Genomic DNA, 21,578 nt, shown 5'->3' on the forward strand with positions numbered 1-21,578 from the left:
CCGACGCGCGCGCTGACAAGGGGGATGAAAAGAAAAAACGCGATTATTGTGTGAAAACGACCACCCGTCACAAAATGTGCGAGTGCGGTGCCGTTTCTTTGTACCTGCCATGCCGATCCAAAGACTCCGCAGGCATGGTTGCAGCGTGCCTGACACGAGATGGCACATAAATATCTGAAATATAACTCGACTGTAGAAAACATCATTTTATTGATAATAGCAGCACACTGTGTCAGTTTGAGTTTGCTTTCTAATAAACGATATGGGGAGGGGGTGGAGGTGCCAGGTGATCCATTAGTTCCGATCAATATCATCGCGCGCGGGATGGGTGATGTTTTGCGAAGAGTGGCCGTCGGGGGATTTGCCATGTCGCTTGCCGGGTGCGCGACCGTGAGCGGATTTCCAAATTCGGCGTTCGATACTACGCAAGTCAATGCCGAAATTGCGCCGTATCTGCTGGCAGCAAAGGTCACCGCCTATGACTCCTGCCAGGCCAAGAAGGCGTGCCGCAACGATATCATCGACGCCCGGCTGCGCGCGATCGACCTGCGTTTTGGCGAATATGAGCGCAATCTTTACAAAGAAGGGGTCGGCTTCGGTGTCGGAACCGACTGGATCGCGCTTGCGCTGAACGGGGTCGGCTCGGTGAGCGCGGCGTCGAAGGCGCTGTCGGCGGCCTCGGCCGGCGTACTGGGGGCGCGCGCCTCGTTCGAGAAGCAGGCGCTGTACAACATGACCATGCCCGCGATGCTGGCGCAGATGGTGGCGAAACGGCGCGAAGTGCTGGCCCGCATCCGCGAGGGCGAATCGCAGGATGTCGCCGCATATTCGCTGTTCCGCGCGCTCAACGACATCGATGACTACGCCTTTGCTGGCACGCTTCCCGGTGCCATCACCGAGATTTCCAATCACGCGGGGGTGCAGGCGACCCAGGCAAATGCAGACATCAAGGCGATCCAGATCGTCGCGCCGGTTGCACAGGATTTGCAGGACCGCCGGGAAAAGATCGCTATTCTCCTGAAAGCAGCAACGGCGGCACAGTTGGGGCTGCTGCAGCGCGTGTCGGGCGGGGAGCCGAGCGACGCCGATCCGCTCCTCAATGCGCTGAACCTGCTCGATGCAGCGCGGACGACGGAGAAACTCGAGACCTTTTGCCAACGTTTCAAGGTTGCGGTCGGAGGGCCCTGCTAATGTCGATTGTTCAAAAAGCGTGCGACGGCAACCAGCCGCTTAGCTATCTGCAAACCGTCGTGCAGCAGGAGGAGGGCATTTACGGCCCGCTCTCCGGGCTGATGGCGCAGGCCCCCAATAATGTGATGACCTTGCAGATTGGTGCCAGCCCCGCCGTTGGCAAGCGCGCGGTGCTCGAGGTGTATAGCGGACATCCGCCCGAGAAAGACGGCCATGTGCTGATCTGCGTGGCGAATTGCCTGGTGAGCGGGGCCATGCAGAGCGTCGCTGCCTACCGACCGACCTGATCGATGGAATGTCGCGCGGCGCGGCGGCGGATGAAGTGCCGCCGCCGCGCCGTGAACCTTATCCTGCCGCCGCCAAGGCCGCGAGCAACAGCAGCGCGACGATATTGGTGATCTTGATCATCGGGTTCACCGCCGGGCCTGCCGTGTCCTTATACGGATCGCCTACCGTGTCGCCGGTGACGGCGGCCTTATGCGCTTCGCTGCCCTTGCCGCCGTGATGGCCGTCCTCGATATATTTCTTGGCATTGTCCCACGCGCCGCCGCCCGACGTCATCGAAATCGCGACGAACAGGCCCGAGACGATCACGCCCAGCAGCATCGCGCCCAAGGCGGCAAAGCCCTCGGCCTGGCCCGCCACGCTAGTGATGACGAAATAGACCAGGATCGGGGAGAGTACGGGCAGCAGCGACGGGATGATCATTTCCCGGATCGCGGCCTTGGTGACGAGATCGACGGTGCGGGCATAATCGGGGCGGCTGGTGCCCGCCATGATGCCGGGATTGTCGCGGAACTGCGCGCGGACTTCCTCGACCACCGCGCCCGCCGCGCGGCCGACCGCAGTCATCCCCATCGCGCCGAACAGATAGGGGAGCAATGCGCCCAGCAGCAGCCCGACGATGACATAGGGGTTGGAGAGCTGGAAATTGACCGTGAGATCGGGGAAATCGCGGCCCAAGTCCGAGGTGTAGGCGTTGAACAGCACGAGCGCTGCGAGCGCGGCCGAGCCGATCGCATAGCCCTTGGTCACCGCCTTGGTGGTGTTGCCGACCGCGTCCAGAGCATCGGTGCGGTGGCGCACGTCATCGGGCAGGCCCGCCATTTCGGCGATGCCGCCGGCATTGTCGGTGACCGGGCCATAGGCATCGAGCGCGACCACCATCCCGGCCTGTGCCAGCATGGCGGTGGCGGCAAAGGCGATGCCGATCACGCCCGCAAGCTGATAGGCGGCGATCACCGCGATGACGATGACGAGCGTGGGCAAAGCGGTCGATTCCAGGCTGATCGCCAGGCCCTGAATGACGTTGGTGCCGTGGCCGGTTTCCGATGCCTTGGCGATGCTGCGCACCGGGCGGAAATTGGTGCCGGTATAATATTCGGTGATCCACACCAGCAGCCCGGTGACGGCGAGGCCGATCATCATCGCGCCGAACAATTTCATGCCGGTGAACGCGCCGACATCGCCGAGAAAGGCGTTGCCGCCGAGCGGCGTGTTCATGTCGCCCAGCGTATATTGCGTGGCGAAATAGATGGCGGGGATCGACAGGCCCACGCTGACCCAGAAGCCCTTGTACAGCGCGCCCATGATCGAGCCGCTACTGCCCAGCCGCACGAAGAAGGTGCCGATAATCGAGGTGAGGATGCACACCCCGCCGACGATGAGCGGCAGCGTCATAACCTGCAGCAGATGATCGGCATTTTTGAGCGCGAGCGCGACCGAGATCATCGTCACGCCGATCGTGACCACATAGGTTTCGAACAGATCGGCGGCCATGCCGGCGCAATCGCCGACATTGTCGCCGACATTGTCCGCAATGGTGGCGGGGTTGCGGGGGTCGTCCTCGGGGATGCCGGCTTCCACCTTGCCGACCAGATCGGCGCCGACATCGGCGGCCTTGGTGAAGATGCCGCCGCCCAGACGCGCGAAGATTGAGATGAGCGAGGCGCCGAAGGCCAAGGCGGTGAGCGCCTTGACCACGACGGGCGCGCCCGCCGCGCTGCCGTTCGTGCCCGCCAGATACCAGAAGGTGCCCGAGATCGCGAGCAGGCCGAGCCCCGCCACCAGCAAGCCGGTGACCGCGCCCGAGCGGAACGCCATCGTCAGCCCGCCTTGCAGCGATGTGCGCGCGGCCTCCGCCGTGCGGACATTGGCGCGCACCGAAATGTTCATGCCGACATAGCCCGCCACGCCCGACAGCACCGCGCCGAGCGCAAAGCTGACGGCGGAGATGGGGGTGCGCATTCCGTCGAGGAACACCCACACCAAAGCGAGCACGATCACCCCGACAATGGCGATGGTGCGGTACTGGCGGCCGAGATAGGCTTTCGCGCCTTCCTGAATGGCGGCGGCGATGTCCTGCATCTTTTCGTTGCCGGGCGGTGCGCGGAGGACTTGGGCGCTGGTGATGATGCCGTAGGCGACGGCGATCAGCCCACAGATGATGGCGGCATAGACGATCGTCATGCGTATCCTTTCCCATGGTTTCCGGTGGGATGGTCGCCCGGACAGACTCTCCTTGCGCCCCCACGCTTGGCCGCCAGACTAGCGCCGGGGGATGGCTTGGCAAGCGGCGGTTGCTACCCGTGCTGAAAGCCGAGCCGGGGCGGCAGTTCGACCGGCGCGCCCGCGTCGGTGAGGGTGATGCCTTCCCCGCGCGAGAAGCTCCCGATGCGGGTGGCGGGGACGGGAAGGGGCTGGTCTGGGGCAAGCGCGAACAGCAATTGATAATCGTCGCCTGCAGTGGCGGCGGTTAGGCGCGCGGGCAGCGTGTCGCCGACGAAGGCGCGGTACGAGTCGGAGAGCGGCACGGTGGCGAGATCGATGGTGACGGCGAGGCCGCTCGCCTGGGCCATGCGGTGCGCGTCGATCAGCAGGCCGTCCGACACGTCCATCATCGCGCTGACGATCGGCGCGAGCGCCTGCCCCTCGGCGAGGCGCGGCTGCGGGCGGCGATAGGCGGCGAGCAGATCGGCGGGGCCGCTTTCCCCGCGCGCAATGGCGAGCCCGGCCCCGGCATCGCCGATCGTGCCGGTGACGTACAGCGCATCGCCTGCGCGCGCGCCGCTGCGGCTGGGGGCGTGCGCGCTGTCGCCGAGCGCGGTGAGCGTGAGCACGCGCGGGGCGTGCGGCGGGAGCGAGACGGTGTCGCCGCCGAGGATCGGCGCGGCGAAGCGGGTGAGCGCCTCGGCGAGGCCGGTGAGGAAGGCGGTGTCCCAATTTTCGGCATCGCCCATGGTCGCTTCCGCAGTGCCCGTCCCCGTCACCCCGGACTTGTTCCGGGGTCCACGGTGCGGCGTGTCCTGCGGCGGTTGGTCTTGCCGCGCGGTGGACCCCGGGACAAGCCCGGGGTGACGGGTTGAGCGCGGGGGCGGCGGCTGCGAAGCACGCAAAGGATAATTCAGCATCACCCCGACCGGCACCGCGCCCTTGGCGGCGAGATCGGACAGGTTGGTCGCCACCAGCTTCCACGCGACATCCCCGGCTGGATCGCTGGCGAGATAATGCACGCCCTCGACCAGCGTATCGCTGGTCAGCACCAGCCGCCCCAGCCGCGCGGCGTCATCGCGCAGGCCCAACGCCCCTGGATGCAGCGGCAGCGCGCGCAAGGCGGCGAGGAAATCGGCTTCGGTCATGCGCGCCGGTGTAGCGGGGGCGGGGGCGGATGTCTGCGGGTGGTGGGGAGGGGTCTGGCGGCTTTTCGGAAGATTACCGATTAGTCGGACGGGGGCTATGCGCGCAGGTCAGATCGTGCGCATGGCTATCAATGGGTCGAATATGGATGGGGTAAGGAGTTCGATTCAGTTCGTCGGTGACGAATAAGCTACCACTGGTATCTTTGAAAAATCTCATGAAGAAAATTATTGGCGACTTGGTGTGCCTTGTCACGAAATAAATCGTGTTTTGATGCGTAGAGTATGTTCCGTCATAGGACCCAAAACCAGTCACTTTCTCAAAGCGCGCGTTCCGTTCTATTATGAGAGGACCAGCGTCTACTGAACCTTCACAATCACGAATATAGTGACCTAACACCATATTTCGCAAATCGGACGCAGTTAAGGCTATGTAGTTATTGTCAGGAGGGTTGGGCATCGCACCCGCTAACGATAGCGACGCGATCAAGGCAAATGCGGCTCGGATGCACTGGGAAGGCATGACGCGAGAGTGGAGAACTGCGTGAACGTCCGCAATAGGGACGCCAACAAGAGCGGCTAAGTGGCAGATATTGGGCGAGAGCGGACAATCGCCCTTGCTCACTCCTCCCGCTTCACCCCATCCAGCCCGCGTTCCAGCCGCCCGGCGTCCACTGCCGCCGCCTCGCGTTCAGCTTTGCTCCGCCCGAAGGCGGCGCGGTTGATGGTGGCGGTGGCTTCTGCCGCTTTGCGGGTGTGCGCCTTGCGGGCGCGGCGGAGGTTGATGACCTCCGCCATCTTTATGCGCGGACGTCCTTGGCGATGGCGTCGAGCAGGCCGTTGACGAAACCCGCCTCGCGCTTGTCGAAGAAAGCGTGCGCTACATCGACATATTCGGTGATGACGGTGCCGACCGGCACGTCCGCGCGCGCCAGCAATTCATAGGTGCCCGCCCGCAGGATCGCGCGCATCGCCTTGTCGAGCCGGGCGAGGTTCCAGCCCTTGGCAAGCTTTCCGGCAATGGCGGTGTCGATCTCGCCGAGGCGCGCCTCGGTGCCCTTTACGACATCGTCGAAGAAACCGACTTCGGCCTCGGCATATTCGGCATCCTCGATCGTCGCGCCGAGGCGGTGATTGTGGAATTCGCTCAGCAACTGCGCGATCGGCGTTGCTTCCATATCATGCTGATACAGCGCCTGGACGGCGGCGAGACGGGCGGCGGCGCGTGCTTTGGAGCGGGCGGCGGTACGGGGGGTGGCGTGGGAAGACATTGCGCGGCCTTTAAGCGAAAAAGCGGGGAACGGGAAGTTGGGTGTTTTTGGGGGGCACCGGACCAGCCGCGCAGACCGTCACCCCGGGCTTGTCCCGGGGTCCACGGTCGTCCGTGACGATCGTTTGCCGACTATGCGGCGCGGTGGACCGCGGGACGAGCCCGGGGTGACGGTGAGGTTATTTCAGCCGTAGCGCCACCGATCTTGCGTGGGCGGGGAGGCCTTCGGCTTCGGCGAGCGCGACCGCCGCCGGGCCGATCGCCGCCAGACCCTTGGGGTCCAAGTGCAGGAAGCTGGTGCGCTTCATGAAATCGAGCACCGACAGGCCGCTGGCGAAGCGGGCGCGGCGGCCGGTGGGGAGGACGTGGTTGGGGCCGGCGACATAATCGCCGATCGCTTCCGGCGTGTGGCGGCCGAGGAACACCGATCCGGCATGGCGGACGCGGTCGAACAGCGGCTGCGGATCGTCGCACGCCAGTTCGAGATGTTCGGGCGCGAGGCGGTCGACCAGTGGCAGCGCTTCGTCGAGGTCGCGCACCAGGATGATCGCGCCGTTCGCGTCCCATGCCGCGCGCGCGACCTTGGATGTTGCGAGCGTGGCGATCTGGGCGTCGACCTCGGCCGCGACGGCATCGGCAAAGGCGGCGTCATCGGTGAACAGGATCGACTGGCTGGTCGGGTCATGCTCGCTCTGGCTGAGCAGGTCGGCGGCGATCCAGTCGGCGCGGTTCGCCCCATCGGCGACGACGACGATTTCCGAGGGACCCGCCACCATGTCGATGCCGACCACGCCGTAGAGTTGGCGCTTGGCCTCGGCGACCCAGGCGTTGCCGGGGCCGGTGATGACGTCGACCGGCGCGATGCGGTCGGTGCCATAAGCAAGCGCGGCGACGGCTTGCGCGCCGCCGATGCGCCACACTTCATCGACGCCGGCAATGTGCGCGGCGGCGAGCACCAGCGGGTTGATCTCGCCATCGGGGGTGGGGGTGACCATGACGACGCGATCGACGCCCGCGACCTTGGCGGGGATGGCGTTCATCAGCACCGAGCTGGGATAGGCCGCGCGGCCGCCGGGAATGTAGATCCCGGCATTTTCGATCGCATTCCAGCGCGCACCGGTGCGGATGCCGTGCGCGTCGGTCAGGTCGCTGCCCTGCGGCTTCTGCTTCTCGTGATAGGTGGCGATGCGCTCCGCCGCGAGATCGAGCGCGGCGCGCAGATCGGGGGCGAGGCCGTCATAGGCGGCGCGCCATTCTTCGCGGTCGATCTGCCAGCCGGTGGCGTCGAGATCGTGGCGGTCGAAGCTTTGGGTGTAGGCGCGCACCGCCGCGTCGCCTTCGTCACGGACGCGCGCGATGATGGCGGTTACGTCGCGCGCGACATCGGCATCGGCTTCGCGGCGGGCGTTGACCAAAGCGGTGAAGTCTGCGGCGAAGGTGGGGGATGTGGTGGTGAGGCGGATCATTGGTTGGTCACCCTCACCCTTCCCACGCGGCTTTGCCGCGCGGGCCCCTTCCCTCTCCCATTGGGAGAGGGAGGGAGGAGCGAAGCGACGGAAGGGTGAGGGTGACAAGTGTTCACGCCGCCACCTCCTGCGCAACCGCCCGGCGGAACGCCTCGACCAGCGGCACCACTTGCCCGCGCGTCTTGAACGCGGCGCGGTTGACGATCAGGCGGCTGGTCACCTCGCAAATCACTTCGACCTCGACCAGGCCGTTTTCCTTCAACGTGCGGCCCGACGACACCAGATCGACGATGCGCGGGGCGAGGCCGAGCAAAGGCGCGAGTTCCATCGCGCCGTTCAGCTTGACGCATTCCGCCGAGACGCCGCGGCGTGCGAAATGCGCTTCGGTGACGTGCGGATATTTGGTGGCGACGCGGACATGGCTCCAGCCGCGCGGATCGTCCTGCGCGGCCATTGCGGCGGGCTCGGCGACCGACAGGCGGCAATGGCCGATGCCGAGATCGACCGGGGCATAAAGCTCCGAATAATCGAATTCCGCCAGCACGTCCGACCCGACGATGCCAAGCTGCGCGGCACCGTGTGCGACGAAGGTGGCGACGTCGAACGCGCGGACGCGGATCAAGTCGATGCCGGGATTGTTGGTCGAGAAGCGCAAGGCGCGCGAATCCTCGTCGCGAAAGGCGGCTTCGGGAACGATTCCGGCGCGTTCGAGCAGCGGAACAGCCTCGGCGAGGATGCGGCCCTTGGGCACGGCGATGATGATGGGATCGGCCATATCCGCCGGGCTTTACTTGCGGGCGGGGGTGGGCGCAACAACGGGGCCGACGATACCCCCCCCGTTCGTTTCGAGCGCAGTCGAGAAACAGCAGCGCCGCGCCAGGCCCGGTTTCTCGACGACGCTCGAAACGAACGGATATGCAAACGGAGATGGCAGATGGCGAGCGAGCAGAATAATCGCGGGGCGTTCCTGATTCAGCAGCATTATTGCGACGCCAATGCCGCGCCGATTTATGGCCGGATGTGCGCGGCGGTGGCGGCGGGGCTGACGCGCGACACCGCGATGGGCGCGCGCATCCTCGATTGGCCGGGCGAGCCGACGCGCGATGCGTTGCCGCTGCGCTTTTTTGGCGGGCTGCATGCGCTGGTGCAGGCGGGCAGGGATGACGGGCTGGCGGCGGTCTTTGCGGGACGCGTGACCGAACAGGCCGAGATTATCGCCACGCTGGAGCGGGTGCTGGCCGAACACGAAGCGGCGCTGCTGCCGTGGCTCGACGGGCCGCCGCAGACCAATGAGCCGGGGCGATCGGCGGCGTTGCTGCTGGGGCTGATCGAGATCGCACGGCGGCACGGGCCGAGGATCGAGCTGCTCGAGATCGGGTCGAGCGCGGGGCTGAATTTGCTGATCGACCGCTATCGCTTCGATCTGGGCGGGACCTTTTATGGGCCTGCCGACTCGCCGGTGACGATTACGCCTGAGTGGGGCGGGCCGCCTGCGCCGGTGGTGCCGCTGGAGATCGTGTCGGTGCGTGGCTGCGACGTCCAGCCGCTCGATGCGACCGATCCCACGGTGGCGGCGCGGCTGGCAGCCTATGTCTGGCCCGAGACGCCCGAACGGCTGGTGCGGGTGCGCGCGGCGATCGCGATGCAGGTCGAACGCGGGGTCGATCTGGTGCAGGCCGATGCCGCCGACTGGATCGAAGCGCGGCTGGCCGAGCCACAGGAAGCGGGCGTGACGCGCGTGCTGATGCATTCGGTGGTGTGGCAATATCTGCCCGAGCCGGTGGCCGAGCGCATCCGCGCTGCGATGAAGGCGGCGGGCGCGCGGGCGAGCGCGGAGCGGCCGCTCGGCTGGGTGATGATGGAGCCCGATCGGGCGCTCGGGCATCAGGTGGTGCGGGCGCGGTCGTGGCCGGGCTCAGGGGAATGGGCGACGGTTGCGACGGCGCATGCGCATGGGACGTGGGTCGATACGGGGGCAGAGTCCGGGGATGCGCTGCCTTCGGTCGCGTTGCCTGAAGCGGCGCGGGTGCGCGTTTGATCCTCCCCGGCACGGGGAGGGGGACCGCCAGCCTTCTTCAGGCTGGTGGTGGAGGGGGGCTGCCACGGGCGGACCGCTTGGGGAGAGCCCCCTCCACCGTTCGCTGAATGCTCACGGTCCCCCTCCCCGTTCCGGGGAGGATTTAGGTGGCGTCCCCGTACCGGGGAGGATTAGGGTTCCCACTCCCGGATTGCCGCGACGATCGCGTCGGGGTTTTCCCAGGGGACGAAATGCCCGGCATCGACCTTGACCAGCGTCAGGTCGGGGACGAGCGCGTCGAGACCTTCGAGCTGGCTTGGTAGGAGGGCGGCGTCCTTGAGGCCCCACACCACCAGCGTCGGCTGCTGGATCGGGGGAAACGGCGCGTCGAGAAAGGCCGGGCGCTCGGGCGTTTCGTCCATTGCCGGGACGATAATCGGGCTGGCGCGATACCAGTTGAGCATGGCGGTGAGCGCGCCGCGCTGGCCCCATTGGTCGAGATAGATGGGCTTTTCCTCGGCCAGCTTGGCGAGATCGGTATGCGCCGAAAAGCTGCCGTCGAAGAACGCCGACAGGCCGATACCGGCAACGTGCTTTTCGAAATCGGGGTTGCGGAAGGCGCGGATATATTGGCTCGCCGCGCGCTGCGCCATGTCGTCGAACAGCGTGCGCTGAAAGACGAACGGGTGCGGCGCGTTGACGATCACCAGCCGCGTGATGCGCTTAGGGTTTTGCAGCGCCGCCATCCACGCGATCGCGCCGCCCCAATCATGGCCCACCAGCGTGAAGGTGGTGAGGCCGAAATGATCGGCGAGCGCGAGCAAGTCGGCGACCATCTTGTCGGGGGTATAATCGGACACATTTGCTGGCTTGGACGAGCGCGCGAAACCGCGCTGGTCGGGCGCGATGACGAAATGATCGGCGCTGAGCTGCGGGATGACGTGCCGCCAGGTGCGGTGCGATTCGGGGAAGCCGTGGAGCAGGATGATCGGCGGGTGCGCCGGGTCGCCGGCGGTGGCGACGTCGAGCGTTACGCCGGTCGGGAGGGGGATGGGGGTAAGGGTGAAGGTGGGCATTGAAATTCCCCTCCCGCTTGCGGGAGGGGTTAGGGGAGGGCCTGACCTTCTCTCACCGCGCGTTCGATTCAACATGCCCTCCCCCGACCCCTCCCGCAAGCGGGAGGGGAGTAGATTTAAGGATAACTCACGGTCTTCGGCACGCCGGGGATCGGGATCCATTCCTTGTCGTCGCCGGGCACCTTGGGGAATTCGCCTGCGGTCCAGGCGCGCTTGGCTTCTTCGATGCGGTCGCGGTTGGACGAGACGAAATTCCACCAGACGTGGCGCGGGGTGGTGAACGCCTCGCCGCCGCATAGCATCGCGCGCGCACCGGTGGCGGAGCGCAGCGTCGCGGCGACGCCGGGTTTGAGCACATAGAGCGTCATCGGCTCCAGCGTCATGCCGTCGAGCGTCGCTTCGCCAATCGCGATGTAGATGGCGCGCTCGTCGGCCTCTGCATCGATCGGCACCGCGCCGCCTGCATCGAGCACGATGTCGGCATAGATCGTGCTGGCATAAGTGGTGGTCGGCGCGCTCTGCCCCCATAGGCTGCCCATCACCACGCGCGCACGGGCCCCCGGCGTCTCGACCGTCGGCAGATCGGCCTTGGCGACATGCTCGAAGGCGGGATCGCGCTCTTCATCCGCTTCGGGCAAGGCAAGCCAGGTCTGGATGCCCGACAATTCGGGGCCGACCGCGCGCTCGGCGCTGGGCGAGCGTTCGGAATGGACGATGCCGTGCCCTGCCGTCATGAGATTGACCGCGCCGGGCTCGATCACCACGTCGCTGCCGATCGAATCGCGGTGGCCGAGCGCGCCTGCGAACAGATAGGTGACCGTCGCCAGATTGATGTGCGGGTGCGGGCGCACGTCGATGCCGGTGCCGACCTCCAGCCGTGCGGGGCCCATCTGGTCGAAGAAGATGAACGGGCCGACCATCGTGCGCGGTCGCGACGGCAAGGTGCGATGTACCTTGAAGCCGCCGAGATCGTGGGTCGAGGGGGTGATCGTCTGCAGGATCAGATCGTCATTGGTCATGGCTGTGCCTCCAGATCGGCGAGAAGGGCGAGCAGGTCGCTCGGGAAATAGGGCTCGGTCGCTTGCGTCAGTTCCGCGCGGGTGAACCAGCGCCAGCGCGTCATCACGCGCTGTTCGAGCGCGGTGTGGCCGTGCGTCTCGATCCGGTCGTGCGGCGCGCGGACGAGGAAATAGCGTTCGTCGGCGGTGACGGGCACGCCTTCGATCGTCAGAAAATCGACCACGCGGCGTAGGATTTCGGGGCCGGGATCGAGATCGAAGCCGGTTTCCTCCAGCAATTCGCGTCGGGCGGCGGCGGGATAGTCTTCGCCCGGATCGAGTGCGCCGCCGGGCGTGCACCAGAAAGGCGGGCGGTCATCTGGGTCGAAACGGAACAAGAGGACGCGCCCCGCCGGATCGAGCAACACGATGCGCGCGGCGGGGCGGGGGGTGCGGGTCATGCAGCGTCGAGCTCGGGATAATGGCGGAAGATGCCGTTCTGCGAGAAGGGCAGGCGGCGTTCGCTCTTCAGATAGGCGCGGATGCCGGGCAGATCGGCGACGAGATCGTGGATGCGGATCAGGCCGGGATAAGCGGGCTCGAGCGCGGCCATCCGCTTGGGGAACATATAGCGCAGCCCCTCGACCAACTGGAACAGCGACGTGTCGGCATAGGTCCAGTGATGGTCGATTAGCCATTCGCCCGAACCGCTATTGGCCGCCTGCTCGAAGTGATCGAGGAATTTGGGCATGCGCTCCTCGCGGAACACCCTGGCTACCGCGAGCGCAGTGTCCTTCTGCGCCTCATAGGTCAGTGACCCGGCGATCGGGTGGTGGACGCTGTGGACCTCGGTGACCATGTCGGCGATCGTCAGCTGCAACTGGTTGAGCCACAACCGGTCGGCAATGCGCGATGCGCCGACCTGATGATGGTCGCCGAGAAAAAGCAGGATGTTGGCGACCAGCGCGTCCTCACCCTCGACGCGGCCGCATTCGACATAGGCGATCCCCGCTGCCTCCAGCGGCAATCTGATGAATTCGCCACGGCCCTGGATTCCGGGCCAATACCACAGACCGTAGCGCATCGCTTATTCTCCCGGAGCCCGGGCGCGGATCGCGAGGGCGTGAATGCGGTCCCGCAGCAGGTCCGCCAGCGCCTGATTGACCAAACGCTGTCGCCCAACGCGCGACAAACCGACAAAGGCCCCGGATTCGACCGTGACGGTAAAGTGCGATTCGCCGGTGCCGTCGTCACCCAGATGCCCGGCATGCTGCGCACTGTCGTTGGAGACATCGAGCGCGGTCGGGGAGAGGGCGGCGACGAGGCGGTCGCGAATCTCGTCGACGATCGGGCGCGGAATCGGATGGGGGGCGGTGGCAGGGTCTGTCATCGCGCCTATATAGACCGCTTTTGCATTTGAGGGAGCCGCGTGGCCCGCGACGACGACAAGAAAGATGGCGCGAGAGAGCGGCCCGCCCCGCGCTTCCACGGACGCGTGGAGGGAAGCGGGCGCGTGTGCGAGGAACCGGGCTGCAACGAAGCCGGTGAATTTCGCGCGCCGGCGGGCGATGGACCGCGTTTCGGTGCGGATGGCCCGCGTGGCTATCGCTGGTTCTGCCTCGACCATGTCCGCGCGTTCAACGCGCGCTACAATTTCTTCAACGGTATGAGCCCCGAGGAAATCCACGCGCAACAGCGCCCGTTCGCCGGATGGGAGCGCGAGACGCGCGCCTTCGCGCATTCGGGCGGGGACGTGCCGCCGAAATGGTCCGATTTCAGCGACCCGCTCGACGCGATCGGCGCGCGTTTCCGGCGCAAGATGGAGCCAGAGCGGAAGGACGGGCGGCCTTTGTCGGAGGTCGACCGGCGCTCGCTCAAGGTGCTGGGGCTCGCCCCCGATGTCGACCGGCGCGGTTTGCGCGAACGCTATGCCGAATTGGTGCGCAAATATCACCCCGATCGCAATGGCGGCGACCGCAGTTTCGAGAGCAAGCTGCAGGACGTGATCGCAGCCTATACCCAGCTAAAGAGCGCGGCGGCGTTCGCCTGATCGCTCAATGCTCCGCGACGGCAGCGTCACCCGGGCCGACCACGCCGAAGACGACGCCGTGCGGATCGCTCGCCACGATGATGCGGTCGCCGCCGGGGACCTCGATCGGCCCCATCGTCACGCTGCCGCCCGCCTCGGTCACCTTGGCGGCTGCCGCCTCGATATCGGGCGCGCGGAAATAGAAGCGCCAGCCGGGCGGCGGGCCCGAGCCGTCATGCCGCATCGTCGCACCGAAGGTCAGGTCGCCGACCGCGATGAAGCGATATTCGCCCATCGGCCCCATCGGCATGACGTCGGGATAGTTCCAGCCGAACACGCTGCGGTAAAAGGCGTCGCCGGCGTCCTGATCGGGAGTGATCAGCTCGTTCCAGTTGCACTTGCCCATGCCGGTGCGCTCATAAGCGGTGCTCGATGCGTCGCTGTCGCCGCGCATGATGTAGAAGGGGATGCCCTGCGGATCGGCGACCACCGCCATGCGGCCGACCCCCGGCATGGTCCACGGGCCCATATGCACCGTTCCGCCTGCGGCCTTGATCGCATCGGCAGTCGCATCGGCATCGTCTACGCCAAGGTAGAACAGCCAGCCGGGCCTCGCCCCGCCCGCTGCCATCTCGGGCGTCAGCCGCATCACCCCGCCGACCGCGCCGTGCCCGGTTTCGATCATGCGGTAATCCATTTCGGGAGTGGGCTCGCCGATCGACCAGCCGATGACGTGATCGTAGAACGCTTTCGACGCGGGCGGGTCGATGCTTTGCAACTCGTACCAGATCGGGGTGCCGTGTGGGTTGGTCATGGGGCGCTCCTCTCGCGTTAAGGTCAGGCCGTGAGGTCGAGGACGGGGTCGAACCCGCCGAAGATCATGCGCCTGCCGTCGAACGGGATCGGCGTGTCCGCCATCCGGGGGTCGCTGCGCATCTTTTCCATTGCCGCATCGCGCGTCACCCGGTCGGGCCATTCGATCCACGAAAACGCCACCGTTTCCTCCGCCGTCGCGGCGACGGCGCGTGCGAAATCGGTGTGCTGACCCGCCGGAACGTCGTCGCCCCAGCCCTCGACGATGCGCGTCGCGCCGAGTTCCAGGAACATCGCGTCGACCAGGCGCGCATGGTCGAGGAACTCGGCCTTGCGCTCGGTCGGCACGGGGATCACGAAGCCGTCGATATACATGCGTCCTCTCCTGATCGTTCGAGGGTGGGTGGCGGGATTGATCGGGTCAGCCGGCCGTTTCCGCCTGCGGCTGCGCAGCGGGCGCGGCGTCGGCATCCATCCAGAACGGGCCGAGGCCGTGGCCGTCGGGATCCTCGATCCCGCGTGAATACATAAAGCCTTCGTCCTCCGCGCCGTGCGCCTCGCGCCCGCCCGCCGCCAGCGAGCGCGCCGCAAACGCATCCACCGCCTCGCGCGAATCGAGCGCCAGCGCGAACAGCGCGCCGCTGGTCGCGTGCGCATCGATGATCCGTTTGGGGGTGAAGCTGCTGTACAGATCGTGGGCGAGCAGCATGAAGCTGACCGAATCCGACCACGTCATCGCGGCACCGGAGGCGTTGGAGAACTGCTCGTTTCTGGTGCAGCCGATCGCTTCGTAAAAGGCGATGGACGCAGCGACGTTGGCAACGGGCAAATTGATAAAGACGGCGTTGGCCACGGCGCACCTCTCCTTTTGCGACTCGCTGTTTGTATTTGATGCATCTTCAGGTTACTTAAAACAACCATGAAGTTAGAAAAAGTGACCAAAACCCCTCCGGTTGCGACGAAGCGCTGGTATGACGATGCGTGTGGAACCGCGCTGGCGCTGGAGTTCGTGGGGGAGCGCTGGTCGCTGCTGATCATCCGCGAATTGCTGCTGGGGCCGCGACGTTTCAGCGAAATTCGCGGCGGTTTGCCGGGCCTGAGCGCCAACGTGCTGACGCAGCGGTTGCAGGGGCTGGAGGCGGCAGGGATTCTCGCGCGCGCGACGCTGCCGCCGCCCGCCAATGTCCAGGTCTATGCGCTGACGCCGTGGGGGTATGAAGCCGAGCCGATCGTGATGGCGCTGGGGCGCTGGGCGTTGCGGTCGCCCGCGCATGACCCGTCGCTGCCCTTTTCGCGCGTGGCGCTGATGCTGGCGCTGCGCATGATGTTTCACCCCGAACGAGCGCGGGGCTTTGCCGGGGCGTTCGGTTTCGTGCTCGGTAAGGAGCGTTATGGTGCCCGCATTGCCGATGGCGCGCTGACGGTCAGCCGCGGCGACGTCGCCGATCCCGATGCGGTGTTTGAAGGCGAGCCCAACGCCTTTCTGCCCGCGCTGTTCGGCACGACGCCGTTGGCGGAGGTGGTGTCGTGGGGGCGGCTGGCGGTCAGCGGCGATGTCGCACTCGCCGCACGCTTCTGCACTGTGTTCGAACTGCCGCCCAAAATTGCATGAAACTCACGTCTCGACTTCGCGCGATACGAAGGGCTAGGGAGGGGGCAACCACCTTGCAGAGCATTCAGCAATGACCACGATTCCGAACACTCAGCCCGACAGCCGCGAGACTACGATCCTCGACGCGCCCGACCAGATGAAGAAGGTCCGCGACCTGTTCGGGATCGATTCGGACATGGAAGTCCCGGCGTTCAGCGAAGCCGATGAGCGCGTGCCCGATCTCGACCCGACCTATGTGTTCGACAAGGACACGACGCTGGCGATTTGCGCAGGCTTTGCGCACAACCGCCGCGTGATGGTGCAGGGCTATCACGGCACCGGCAAATCGACGCATATCGAGCAGGTCGCCGCGCGGCTGAACTGGCCGTGCATCCGCATCAACCTCGACGCGCATATCAGCCGCATCGACTTGATCGGGCGCGATGCGATCGTGCTGAAGGACGGCCAGCAAGTCACCGAATTCCGCGAGGGGCTGCTGCCCTGGGCGCTGCAGACGCCGACCGCCTTGGTGTTCGACGAATATGATGCGGGCCGCCCCGACGTGATGTTCGTGATCCAGCGCGTGCTGGAAACCGAGGGCAAGTTGACGCTGCTCGACCAGAACCGCGTGATCCGCCCCAACCCCTATTTCCGGTTGTTCGCCACCGCCAATACGGTGGGCCTGGGCGATACGTCGGGCCTGTATCACGGCACCCAGCAGATCAACCAGGGTCAGATGGACCGCTGGAACATCGTGGTCACGCTCAACTATCTGCCAGCGGCGGTCGAGGCGCGGATCGTGCTCGCCAAATCGGGCGAATATGATCAGCCCGAGGGCAAGAAGCAGGTCGAGAATATGGTGCGCGTGGCGGATCTCACGCGACGCGGCTTCATCAACGGCGACATTTCGACCGTGATGAGCCCGCGAACCGTGATCACCTGGGCGCAGAACACGCTGATCTTCGGCGATGTCGGCTTTGCCTTCCGCCTGTCCTTCCTCAACAAATGCGATGAAACGGAGCGCGCTCTGGTGGCGGAATATTATCAGCGGGTGTTCGGCAAGGATCTGCCCGAAAGCGTGGTGGCACAGTGATGCTCGCGCTGCTCCTGCTCCAGGCGGCGGCAGCGCCCGCACCCGCCGCTGCGCCTGCCCCCTGGGCGGTGCAGACGCGCACCAGCGGCAAGAGCGTCGCGACCTCGACCTCCGCCTGGTCGAGCGATGACACAGCGCGCCTGGTGGTGCGCTGCGATGCGACCAGCGAGAAGATCGTCTCGCTGCAATTCATCCCCAAGCCCGGCTTCGCGGCGGCACAGCCGCGCCCGGTGGCGATCAACATCGACGATGGCGGCTGGCTTGGCACCAATTGGCAATTTCCGGGCAATGGCGCGTTCGTCAGCGACGATCTGGTGGTGAGCAACCTCGCCGCGATGATCGCGCACGGCAAAGCGATCAAGGTGCGCGTGGTGGACCCCGAGGAGAAGATCGTCGAAGCGCAGTTTACGGGCCCCGGCGAAGCGCCGATCCGGCAAGTGCTGACGGCGTGCGGCTATGAACTGGGCAAGCCGCCCGCGCGCGCGCTGGTGGCCGCCGCGGCGCCGGCCGCTCCGGCGACACCGGACGATCAATAAGCGTTTGCAAAGGGCCGATTGTCGATGACCGAGCCGTCTTCCGCTGCCGCCGATTTCACGCTGGGGCGGCTCAACCATGTCGGAATCGCCACGCCCTCGATCGAACGCTCGATCGCTTTGTATCGCGACGTTCTGGGCGCGACCCGTATCGGCGCGCCGTTCGATTTGCCCGCGCAGGGCGTGAAAGTGTGTTTCATCGACACGCCCAACACGCAGATCGAACTGATCGAGCCGTATGACGACAGCTCGCCGATCGCGGGCTTCCTGCGCAAGAATCCGGCCGGGGGGCAGCACCATGTCTGTTTCGAAGTGCCCGAAATCCATGCGGCGGTGGCAGCGCTCAAGGCCAAGGGCGTGACGGTGCTGGGTGAGCCGCGTATCGGCGCGCATGGCACGCCGATCGTCTTCCTGCACCCCAAGGATATGGGGGGCGTGCTGGTCGAAGTGATGGAAACGCCCGCGCTGGCGCACGGCTGACGCGGCATGCCCCGTGACATAGGCGAGTGGACGCATGATATGTCCGCTCTGTAGGGACGGATCAAAGCGACGTTGCGTGGGTGCGCCTTTGTCCGGACAGCATGCGCGCGAAGATAGGGAGAGGCCATGACCGACACGATGATCCAGCAGGAACGGCGCGGCGACGTGCTGGTGCTGACGCTCAACCGGCCCGAGCGGCTGAACGCCGCGCCGCCCGAAATGTTCGTGGAATTGCGGGAGGCGCTGGCTGCGCTGGACGGTGCGCGCGCGGTGCTGATCGCGGCGAACGGGCGCGGCTTCTGTTCGGGCGCGGATGTCGCGGGCGGGGCGTTGGGCAGCCATGATCCGGGCAACACCACCTTCAAGGCGCTGACCGAGGCGTATAACCCGACGATCGCGGCGCTTGCCGAACTCAGCGTGCCGGTGGTGAGCGCGGTGCGCGGGCCGGCGGCGGGGATCGGCTGCAGCCTGGCGCTGGCCGCCGATTTCTGTGTGGCCTCCGAGACGGCCTATTTCCTGCAGGCGTTCGTCAATATCGGGCTGGTGCCCGATGGCGGCGCAAGCTGGATGCTGCCGCGGCTGATCGGCCGTGCGCGCGCGACCGAAATGATGCTGCTGGGCGAGCGCGTCGCGGCGGCCAAGGCGCTCGACTGGGGGATGATCCACAAGGTCGTCGCCGACGATGCGCTCGATGCCGAGGCGTTCGCTTTGGCCGATCGGCTGGCGGCGGGGCCGACGGTGGCCTTGGGGCTGATGCGGCGGCAGATCCGCCACGCCTATGAAGTCGATTATGCCGCCGCCATGCTGCAGGAAGCCGAGAACCAGCGCACCGTGCGCGGCAGTGCGGATTCGATGGAGGGCGGCATCGCCTTCCTGCAAAAGCGCAAGCCGGTGTTCAAGGGGGCGTGAGTTGCATTCCCTCTCCCTTTGGGAGAGGGAGGGAGCCGCCGTAAGGCGGCGGAAGGGTGAGGGTCACCCTCACCAACTTCGGCTAAGCCGCTGCGCGGCTAAGCCTTCGTATCCTCTCCCGATGGGAGAGGAGGAATGGACCGATGACAGACAAACCCACCCTTGAAGACTGGCAGGCCCTCGCCGCGAAAGAGGTGAAGGGGCGTGATCTGACCTGGCACACGCCGGAAGGGATCGACGTCAAGCCGCTCTACACTGCGGCTGATGTGGCAGGGATCGATCCCGGTCTGCCCGGCTTCGCGCCGTTCACGCGCGGGGTGCGCGCGTCAATGTATGCGGGGCGGCCGTGGACGATCCGGCAATATGCGGGTTTCTCGACTGCGGAAGCCTCCAACGCTTTCTACCGGCGTAACCTGGCGGCGGGGCAGAAGGGGCTGTCGGTCGCGTTCGATCTGGCGACGCATCGCGGCTATGATAGCGACCATCCGCGCGTGACCGGCGATGTCGGCAAAGCGGGCGTGGCGATCGACACGATCGACGACATGAAGATCCTGTTCGACGGCATCCCGCTCGACAAGATGTCGGTCTCGATGACGATGAACGGCGCGGTGATCCCGATCCTCGCTTTCTTCATCGTCGCGGGCGAGGAGCAGGGGGTGTCACAGGATCAGCTCGACGGCACGATCCAGAACGACATCCTCAAGGAGTTCATGGTCCGCAACACCTATATCTATCCGCCTGCGCCGAGCATGCGGATCATCTCGGACATCATCGCCTACACCTCGGCGCATATGCCGAAGTTCAATTCGATCTCGATTTCCGGCTATCACATGCAGGAAGCGGGTGCGACGCAGCTGCAGGAGTTGGCCTTCACGATCGCCGACGGGCGCGAATATGCCAAGGCTGCGATGGCGAGCGGGCTGGACCTCGATGCGTTCGCCGGGCGGCTGAGCTTCTTCTTCGCGATCGGCATGAACTTCTTCATGGAGGTCGCCAAGCTGCGCGCGGCGCGCAAGCTATGGCACCGCGTGATGACCGATCTTGGCGCCAAGGACGAGCGCTCCAAGATGCTGCGCACGCATTGCCAGACGTCGGGCGTGTCGCTGACCGAGCAGGATCCGTACAACAATGTGATTCGCACCACTGTCGAGGCGATGGCGGCGATGCTGGGGGGCACGCAGTCGCTCCACACCAATGCGCTCGACGAGGCGATCGCGCTGCCGACCGATTTCTCCGCCCGGATCGCGCGCAACACGCAGATCGTGCTGCAGGAAGAGACGGGGATGACCAAGGTCGTCGATCCCTTGGGCGGCAGCTATTATATCGAAAGCCTGACCGAGGAACTGGTCGAGAAGGCGTGGGAGATCATCCAGCGCGTCGAGGCCGAGGGCGGCATGGCGCAAGCGGTGGCGGCAGGCTGGCCCAAGGCGATGATCGAGGAAGCCTCGGCGGGCCGTGCGGCGCGGGTCGACAAGGGCGAGGACGTCATTGTCGGCGTTAACAAGTACAAGCTGGCCGAGCAGGACCCGATCGACATTCTCGATGTCGACAATGTCGCGGTACGCGAGGCGCAGATTGCGCGGATCGCCCGGGTGAAGGCCGGGCGCGATGAGGCGAAGTGCCAGGCGGCTTTGGAGGCGTTACGCGAGGGGGCGCGCGCCAATCCTCCCCGGCACGGGGAGGGGGACCCTGAGCATATAGCGAAGGGTGGAGGGGGCGTGCCCCACGCGGGCGGGTCGCGTGCGGAGGCCCCCCTCCGTCAGCCTGCGGCTGCCACCTCCCCGATCCGGGGAGGATCGAACCTTCTCGCGCTCGCGGTCGAATGCGCGCGGCAGCGGGCGACTTTGGGCGAAATTTCCTCCGCGATGGAGGACGTGTTCGGGCGCTATGACACCGTGCCGACGCCGGTGTCGGGCATTTACGGCGGCGCGCACGCCTTCGACGCCGCGTGGCAGGGCTTGAAGGACGGCGTCGTTTCGCTGGAAACGCGCAATGGCCGCAAACCGCGCATGCTCGTCGCCAAGATGGGGCAGGACGGGCATGACCGGGGTGCGAATTTGGTGTCGTCGGCGTTCGGCGATCTCGGCTTTGAGGTGGTGCCGGGGCCGCTGTTCCAGACGCCGGCCGAAGCCGCCAAGCTCGCGATCGAGCGTGATGTCGATGTGGTTGGCGCATCGTCGCTTGCGGCGGGCCATAAGACCTTGATCCCCGAGCTGATCGGCCATTTGCGGGACGCGGGGCGCGGCGACATCAAGGTGATCGCGGGCGGGGTGATCCCGGCGCAGGATTACCAATTCCTGCGCGATGCGGGCGTCCAGGGGATTTTCGGGCCCGGCACCAATCTGGTCGAGGCGGCGGGCGAAGTGTTGCGATTGCTGGGGCATAATATGCCCCCGGTTGAGGAAAGTGTGGAATGAGTGACGTGATGGAATCCCCCTCCCGCTTGCGAGTTTCAGGTCGGTCCGTCCCCCAGACGG

The 21,578-nt window shown here is 65.9% G+C and carries 24 protein-coding genes; 10 read left to right on the forward strand and 14 right to left on the reverse strand.

Going from position 1 to position 21,578, the window contains the following annotated elements; all coding sequences use genetic code 11:
* Window positions 1–159: 159 nt before the first annotated feature.
* Complete coding sequence (locus tag ACP7BY_RS12860) at window positions 160–1,191, forward strand: hypothetical protein (RefSeq protein ID WP_137902870.1); 1,032 nt, start codon at window positions 160–162, stop codon at window positions 1,189–1,191.
* On the forward strand, window positions 1,191–1,478 hold the full coding sequence (locus ACP7BY_RS12865) for a hypothetical protein (RefSeq protein WP_033965256.1): 288 nt from the start codon (window positions 1,191–1,193) through the stop codon (window positions 1,476–1,478). The genes ACP7BY_RS12860 and ACP7BY_RS12865 overlap by 1 nt, the downstream gene beginning before the upstream one ends.
* A gap of 58 nt (window positions 1,479–1,536) precedes the next feature.
* On the opposite strand, the gene ACP7BY_RS12870 is transcribed toward ACP7BY_RS12865, so the two are convergent.
* The 6 genes from ACP7BY_RS12870 to hisG all read right to left on the reverse strand — a co-directional run bounded on the left by ACP7BY_RS12870 (window position 1,537) and on the right by hisG (window position 8,337).
* A complete protein-coding gene (locus ACP7BY_RS12870) occupies window positions 1,537–3,660 on the reverse strand; it encodes a sodium-translocating pyrophosphatase (protein WP_137902871.1) in 2,124 nt (707 codons plus the stop codon).
* Between the two features lie 113 nt (window positions 3,661–3,773).
* Window positions 3,774–4,829, reverse strand: a complete 1,056-nt coding sequence (locus ACP7BY_RS12875) for a thiamine-phosphate kinase (RefSeq protein WP_137902872.1) — start codon at window positions 4,827–4,829, stop codon at window positions 3,774–3,776.
* Window positions 4,830–5,447: 618 nt separating this feature from the next.
* Window positions 5,448–5,624 (reverse strand): DUF4169 family protein, encoded by a 177-nt coding sequence (locus ACP7BY_RS12880; RefSeq protein WP_081988868.1) that lies wholly within the window; start codon window positions 5,622–5,624, stop codon window positions 5,448–5,450.
* Window positions 5,625–5,626: 2 nt separating this feature from the next.
* Window positions 5,627–6,097, reverse strand: coding sequence for a transcription antitermination factor NusB (gene nusB, locus ACP7BY_RS12885; RefSeq protein WP_033967425.1), 471 nt, complete (start codon window positions 6,095–6,097; stop codon window positions 5,627–5,629).
* Window positions 6,098–6,275: 178 nt separating this feature from the next.
* Window positions 6,276–7,562, reverse strand: a complete 1,287-nt coding sequence (hisD, locus tag ACP7BY_RS12890) for a histidinol dehydrogenase (RefSeq protein WP_137903220.1) — start codon at window positions 7,560–7,562, stop codon at window positions 6,276–6,278.
* 112 nt (window positions 7,563–7,674) lie between these two features.
* Window positions 7,675–8,337: an ATP phosphoribosyltransferase gene (gene hisG / locus ACP7BY_RS12895; RefSeq protein WP_137903221.1), complete on the reverse strand. Its 663-nt coding sequence runs from the start codon at window positions 8,335–8,337 to the stop codon at window positions 7,675–7,677.
* A gap of 159 nt (window positions 8,338–8,496) precedes the next feature.
* On the opposite strand from hisG, the gene ACP7BY_RS12900 reads away from it, so the two are divergent.
* Complete coding sequence (locus ACP7BY_RS12900) at window positions 8,497–9,600, forward strand: DUF2332 domain-containing protein (protein WP_137903223.1); 1,104 nt, start codon at window positions 8,497–8,499, stop codon at window positions 9,598–9,600.
* Between the two features lie 170 nt (window positions 9,601–9,770).
* Here ACP7BY_RS12900 and ACP7BY_RS12905 read toward each other — a convergent pair whose 3' ends face one another.
* The 5 genes from ACP7BY_RS12905 to ACP7BY_RS12925 all read right to left on the reverse strand — a co-directional run bounded on the left by ACP7BY_RS12905 (window position 9,771) and on the right by ACP7BY_RS12925 (window position 13,043).
* Window positions 9,771–10,655, reverse strand: coding sequence for an alpha/beta fold hydrolase (locus tag ACP7BY_RS12905; RefSeq protein WP_137903224.1), 885 nt, complete (start codon window positions 10,653–10,655; stop codon window positions 9,771–9,773).
* Between the two features lie 116 nt (window positions 10,656–10,771).
* Window positions 10,772–11,674, reverse strand: a complete 903-nt coding sequence (locus tag ACP7BY_RS12910) for a pirin family protein (RefSeq protein WP_033967142.1) — start codon at window positions 11,672–11,674, stop codon at window positions 10,772–10,774.
* The gene (locus ACP7BY_RS12915; protein WP_137903225.1) at window positions 11,671–12,114 is read right to left on the reverse strand and encodes an NUDIX hydrolase; all 444 of its coding nucleotides are present in this window, start codon (window positions 12,112–12,114) and stop codon (window positions 11,671–11,673) included. Before ACP7BY_RS12915 ends, ACP7BY_RS12910 begins: the two co-directional genes overlap by 4 nt.
* Entirely contained in the window at window positions 12,111–12,737 is a 627-nt protein-coding gene (locus ACP7BY_RS12920; RefSeq protein ID WP_033967139.1) for a glutathione S-transferase, read from the reverse strand. Before ACP7BY_RS12920 ends, ACP7BY_RS12915 begins: the two co-directional genes overlap by 4 nt.
* 3 nt (window positions 12,738–12,740) lie before the next feature.
* Entirely contained in the window at window positions 12,741–13,043 is a 303-nt protein-coding gene (locus tag ACP7BY_RS12925) for a BolA family protein (RefSeq protein ID WP_033967138.1), read from the reverse strand.
* A 39-nt stretch (window positions 13,044–13,082) separates the two neighbouring features.
* On the opposite strand from ACP7BY_RS12925, the gene ACP7BY_RS12930 reads away from it, so the two are divergent.
* A complete protein-coding gene (locus ACP7BY_RS12930; protein WP_033967137.1) occupies window positions 13,083–13,703 on the forward strand; it encodes a J domain-containing protein in 621 nt (206 codons plus the stop codon).
* Between the two features lie 4 nt (window positions 13,704–13,707).
* On the opposite strand, the gene ACP7BY_RS12935 is transcribed toward ACP7BY_RS12930, so the two are convergent.
* From ACP7BY_RS12935 to ACP7BY_RS12945, 3 genes are read right to left on the reverse strand one after another with little or no spacing between them, the layout of a single operon-like run.
* Window positions 13,708–14,496, reverse strand: coding sequence for a VOC family protein (locus ACP7BY_RS12935; RefSeq protein ID WP_137903226.1), 789 nt, complete (start codon window positions 14,494–14,496; stop codon window positions 13,708–13,710).
* A gap of 23 nt (window positions 14,497–14,519) precedes the next feature.
* The gene (locus tag ACP7BY_RS12940) at window positions 14,520–14,870 is read right to left on the reverse strand and encodes a DUF1428 domain-containing protein (RefSeq protein ID WP_033967136.1); all 351 of its coding nucleotides are present in this window, start codon (window positions 14,868–14,870) and stop codon (window positions 14,520–14,522) included.
* A gap of 46 nt (window positions 14,871–14,916) precedes the next feature.
* Window positions 14,917–15,348, reverse strand: a complete 432-nt coding sequence (locus ACP7BY_RS12945; RefSeq protein ID WP_033967135.1) for a VOC family protein — start codon at window positions 15,346–15,348, stop codon at window positions 14,917–14,919.
* An 81-nt stretch (window positions 15,349–15,429) separates the two neighbouring features.
* Here ACP7BY_RS12945 and ACP7BY_RS12950 point away from each other — a divergent pair, with 81 nt between their 5' ends.
* From ACP7BY_RS12950 to scpA, 6 genes are all read left to right on the forward strand, one after another.
* Window positions 15,430–16,107 carry a winged helix-turn-helix transcriptional regulator gene (locus tag ACP7BY_RS12950; RefSeq protein WP_231565347.1) on the forward strand — a complete coding sequence of 226 codons (678 nt, stop codon included), beginning with the start codon at window positions 15,430–15,432 and terminating at the stop codon, window positions 16,105–16,107.
* Between the two features lie 70 nt (window positions 16,108–16,177).
* Window positions 16,178–17,179, forward strand: coding sequence for a cobaltochelatase subunit CobS (gene cobS, locus ACP7BY_RS12955; RefSeq protein WP_033967133.1), 1,002 nt, complete (start codon window positions 16,178–16,180; stop codon window positions 17,177–17,179).
* The gene (locus ACP7BY_RS12960; RefSeq protein WP_137903227.1) at window positions 17,179–17,715 is read left to right on the forward strand and encodes a hypothetical protein; all 537 of its coding nucleotides are present in this window, start codon (window positions 17,179–17,181) and stop codon (window positions 17,713–17,715) included. Before cobS ends, ACP7BY_RS12960 begins: the two co-directional genes overlap by 1 nt.
* Before the next feature lie 24 nt (window positions 17,716–17,739).
* Window positions 17,740–18,192, forward strand: coding sequence for a methylmalonyl-CoA epimerase (gene mce, locus ACP7BY_RS12965; protein WP_137903228.1), 453 nt, complete (start codon window positions 17,740–17,742; stop codon window positions 18,190–18,192).
* A gap of 126 nt (window positions 18,193–18,318) precedes the next feature.
* On the forward strand, window positions 18,319–19,101 hold the full coding sequence (locus tag ACP7BY_RS12970) for an enoyl-CoA hydratase-related protein (RefSeq protein WP_033967131.1): 783 nt from the start codon (window positions 18,319–18,321) through the stop codon (window positions 19,099–19,101).
* Window positions 19,102–19,244: 143 nt separating this feature from the next.
* Window positions 19,245–21,518 (forward strand): methylmalonyl-CoA mutase, encoded by a 2,274-nt coding sequence (gene scpA / locus ACP7BY_RS12975; RefSeq protein WP_137903229.1) that lies wholly within the window; start codon window positions 19,245–19,247, stop codon window positions 21,516–21,518.
* Window positions 21,519–21,578 lie beyond the last annotated feature (60 nt).

This window comes from Sphingomonas sp. PSPC2-2 (genome assembly GCF_049897725.1).
GTDB lineage: Bacteria > Pseudomonadota > Alphaproteobacteria > Sphingomonadales > Sphingomonadaceae > Sphingomonas.

Excerpts from the sequence above, each read along its gene's own strand:
- ACP7BY_RS12865 (WP_033965256.1), top strand. The coding sequence starts at position 1,191 with ATGTCGATTGTTCAAAAAGCGTGCGACGGCAACCAGCCGCTTAGCTAT.
- nusB (WP_033967425.1), bottom strand. The coding sequence starts at position 6,097 with ATGTCTTCCCACGCCACCCCCCGTACCGCCGCCCGCTCCAAAGCACGC.
- ACP7BY_RS12910 (WP_033967142.1), bottom strand. The coding sequence starts at position 11,674 with ATGACCAATGACGATCTGATCCTGCAGACGATCACCCCCTCGACCCAC.
- ACP7BY_RS12870 (WP_137902871.1), bottom strand. The coding sequence starts at position 3,660 with ATGACGATCGTCTATGCCGCCATCATCTGTGGGCTGATCGCCGTCGCC.
- hisG (WP_137903221.1), bottom strand. The coding sequence starts at position 8,337 with ATGGCCGATCCCATCATCATCGCCGTGCCCAAGGGCCGCATCCTCGCC.
- ACP7BY_RS12875 (WP_137902872.1), bottom strand. The coding sequence starts at position 4,829 with ATGACCGAAGCCGATTTCCTCGCCGCCTTGCGCGCGCTGCCGCTGCAT.
- ACP7BY_RS12915 (WP_137903225.1), bottom strand. The coding sequence starts at position 12,114 with ATGACCCGCACCCCCCGCCCCGCCGCGCGCATCGTGTTGCTCGATCCG.
- ACP7BY_RS12935 (WP_137903226.1), bottom strand. The coding sequence starts at position 14,496 with ATGACCAACCCACACGGCACCCCGATCTGGTACGAGTTGCAAAGCATC.
- ACP7BY_RS12920 (WP_033967139.1), bottom strand. The coding sequence starts at position 12,737 with ATGCGCTACGGTCTGTGGTATTGGCCCGGAATCCAGGGCCGTGGCGAA.
- ACP7BY_RS12970 (WP_033967131.1), top strand. The coding sequence starts at position 18,319 with ATGACCGACACGATGATCCAGCAGGAACGGCGCGGCGACGTGCTGGTG.
- ACP7BY_RS12860 (WP_137902870.1), top strand. The coding sequence starts at position 160 with ATGGCACATAAATATCTGAAATATAACTCGACTGTAGAAAACATCATT.
- ACP7BY_RS12905 (WP_137903224.1), bottom strand. The coding sequence starts at position 10,655 with ATGCCCACCTTCACCCTTACCCCCATCCCCCTCCCGACCGGCGTAACG.
- ACP7BY_RS12925 (WP_033967138.1), bottom strand. The coding sequence starts at position 13,043 with ATGACAGACCCTGCCACCGCCCCCCATCCGATTCCGCGCCCGATCGTC.
- hisD (WP_137903220.1), bottom strand. The coding sequence starts at position 7,562 with ATGATCCGCCTCACCACCACATCCCCCACCTTCGCCGCAGACTTCACC.
- ACP7BY_RS12900 (WP_137903223.1), top strand. The coding sequence starts at position 8,497 with ATGGCGAGCGAGCAGAATAATCGCGGGGCGTTCCTGATTCAGCAGCAT.
- scpA (WP_137903229.1), top strand. The coding sequence starts at position 19,245 with ATGACAGACAAACCCACCCTTGAAGACTGGCAGGCCCTCGCCGCGAAA.
- mce (WP_137903228.1), top strand. The coding sequence starts at position 17,740 with ATGACCGAGCCGTCTTCCGCTGCCGCCGATTTCACGCTGGGGCGGCTC.
- ACP7BY_RS12880 (WP_081988868.1), bottom strand. The coding sequence starts at position 5,624 with ATGGCGGAGGTCATCAACCTCCGCCGCGCCCGCAAGGCGCACACCCGC.
- cobS (WP_033967133.1), top strand. The coding sequence starts at position 16,178 with ATGACCACGATTCCGAACACTCAGCCCGACAGCCGCGAGACTACGATC.
- ACP7BY_RS12940 (WP_033967136.1), bottom strand. The coding sequence starts at position 14,870 with ATGTATATCGACGGCTTCGTGATCCCCGTGCCGACCGAGCGCAAGGCC.
- ACP7BY_RS12960 (WP_137903227.1), top strand. The coding sequence starts at position 17,179 with ATGCTCGCGCTGCTCCTGCTCCAGGCGGCGGCAGCGCCCGCACCCGCC.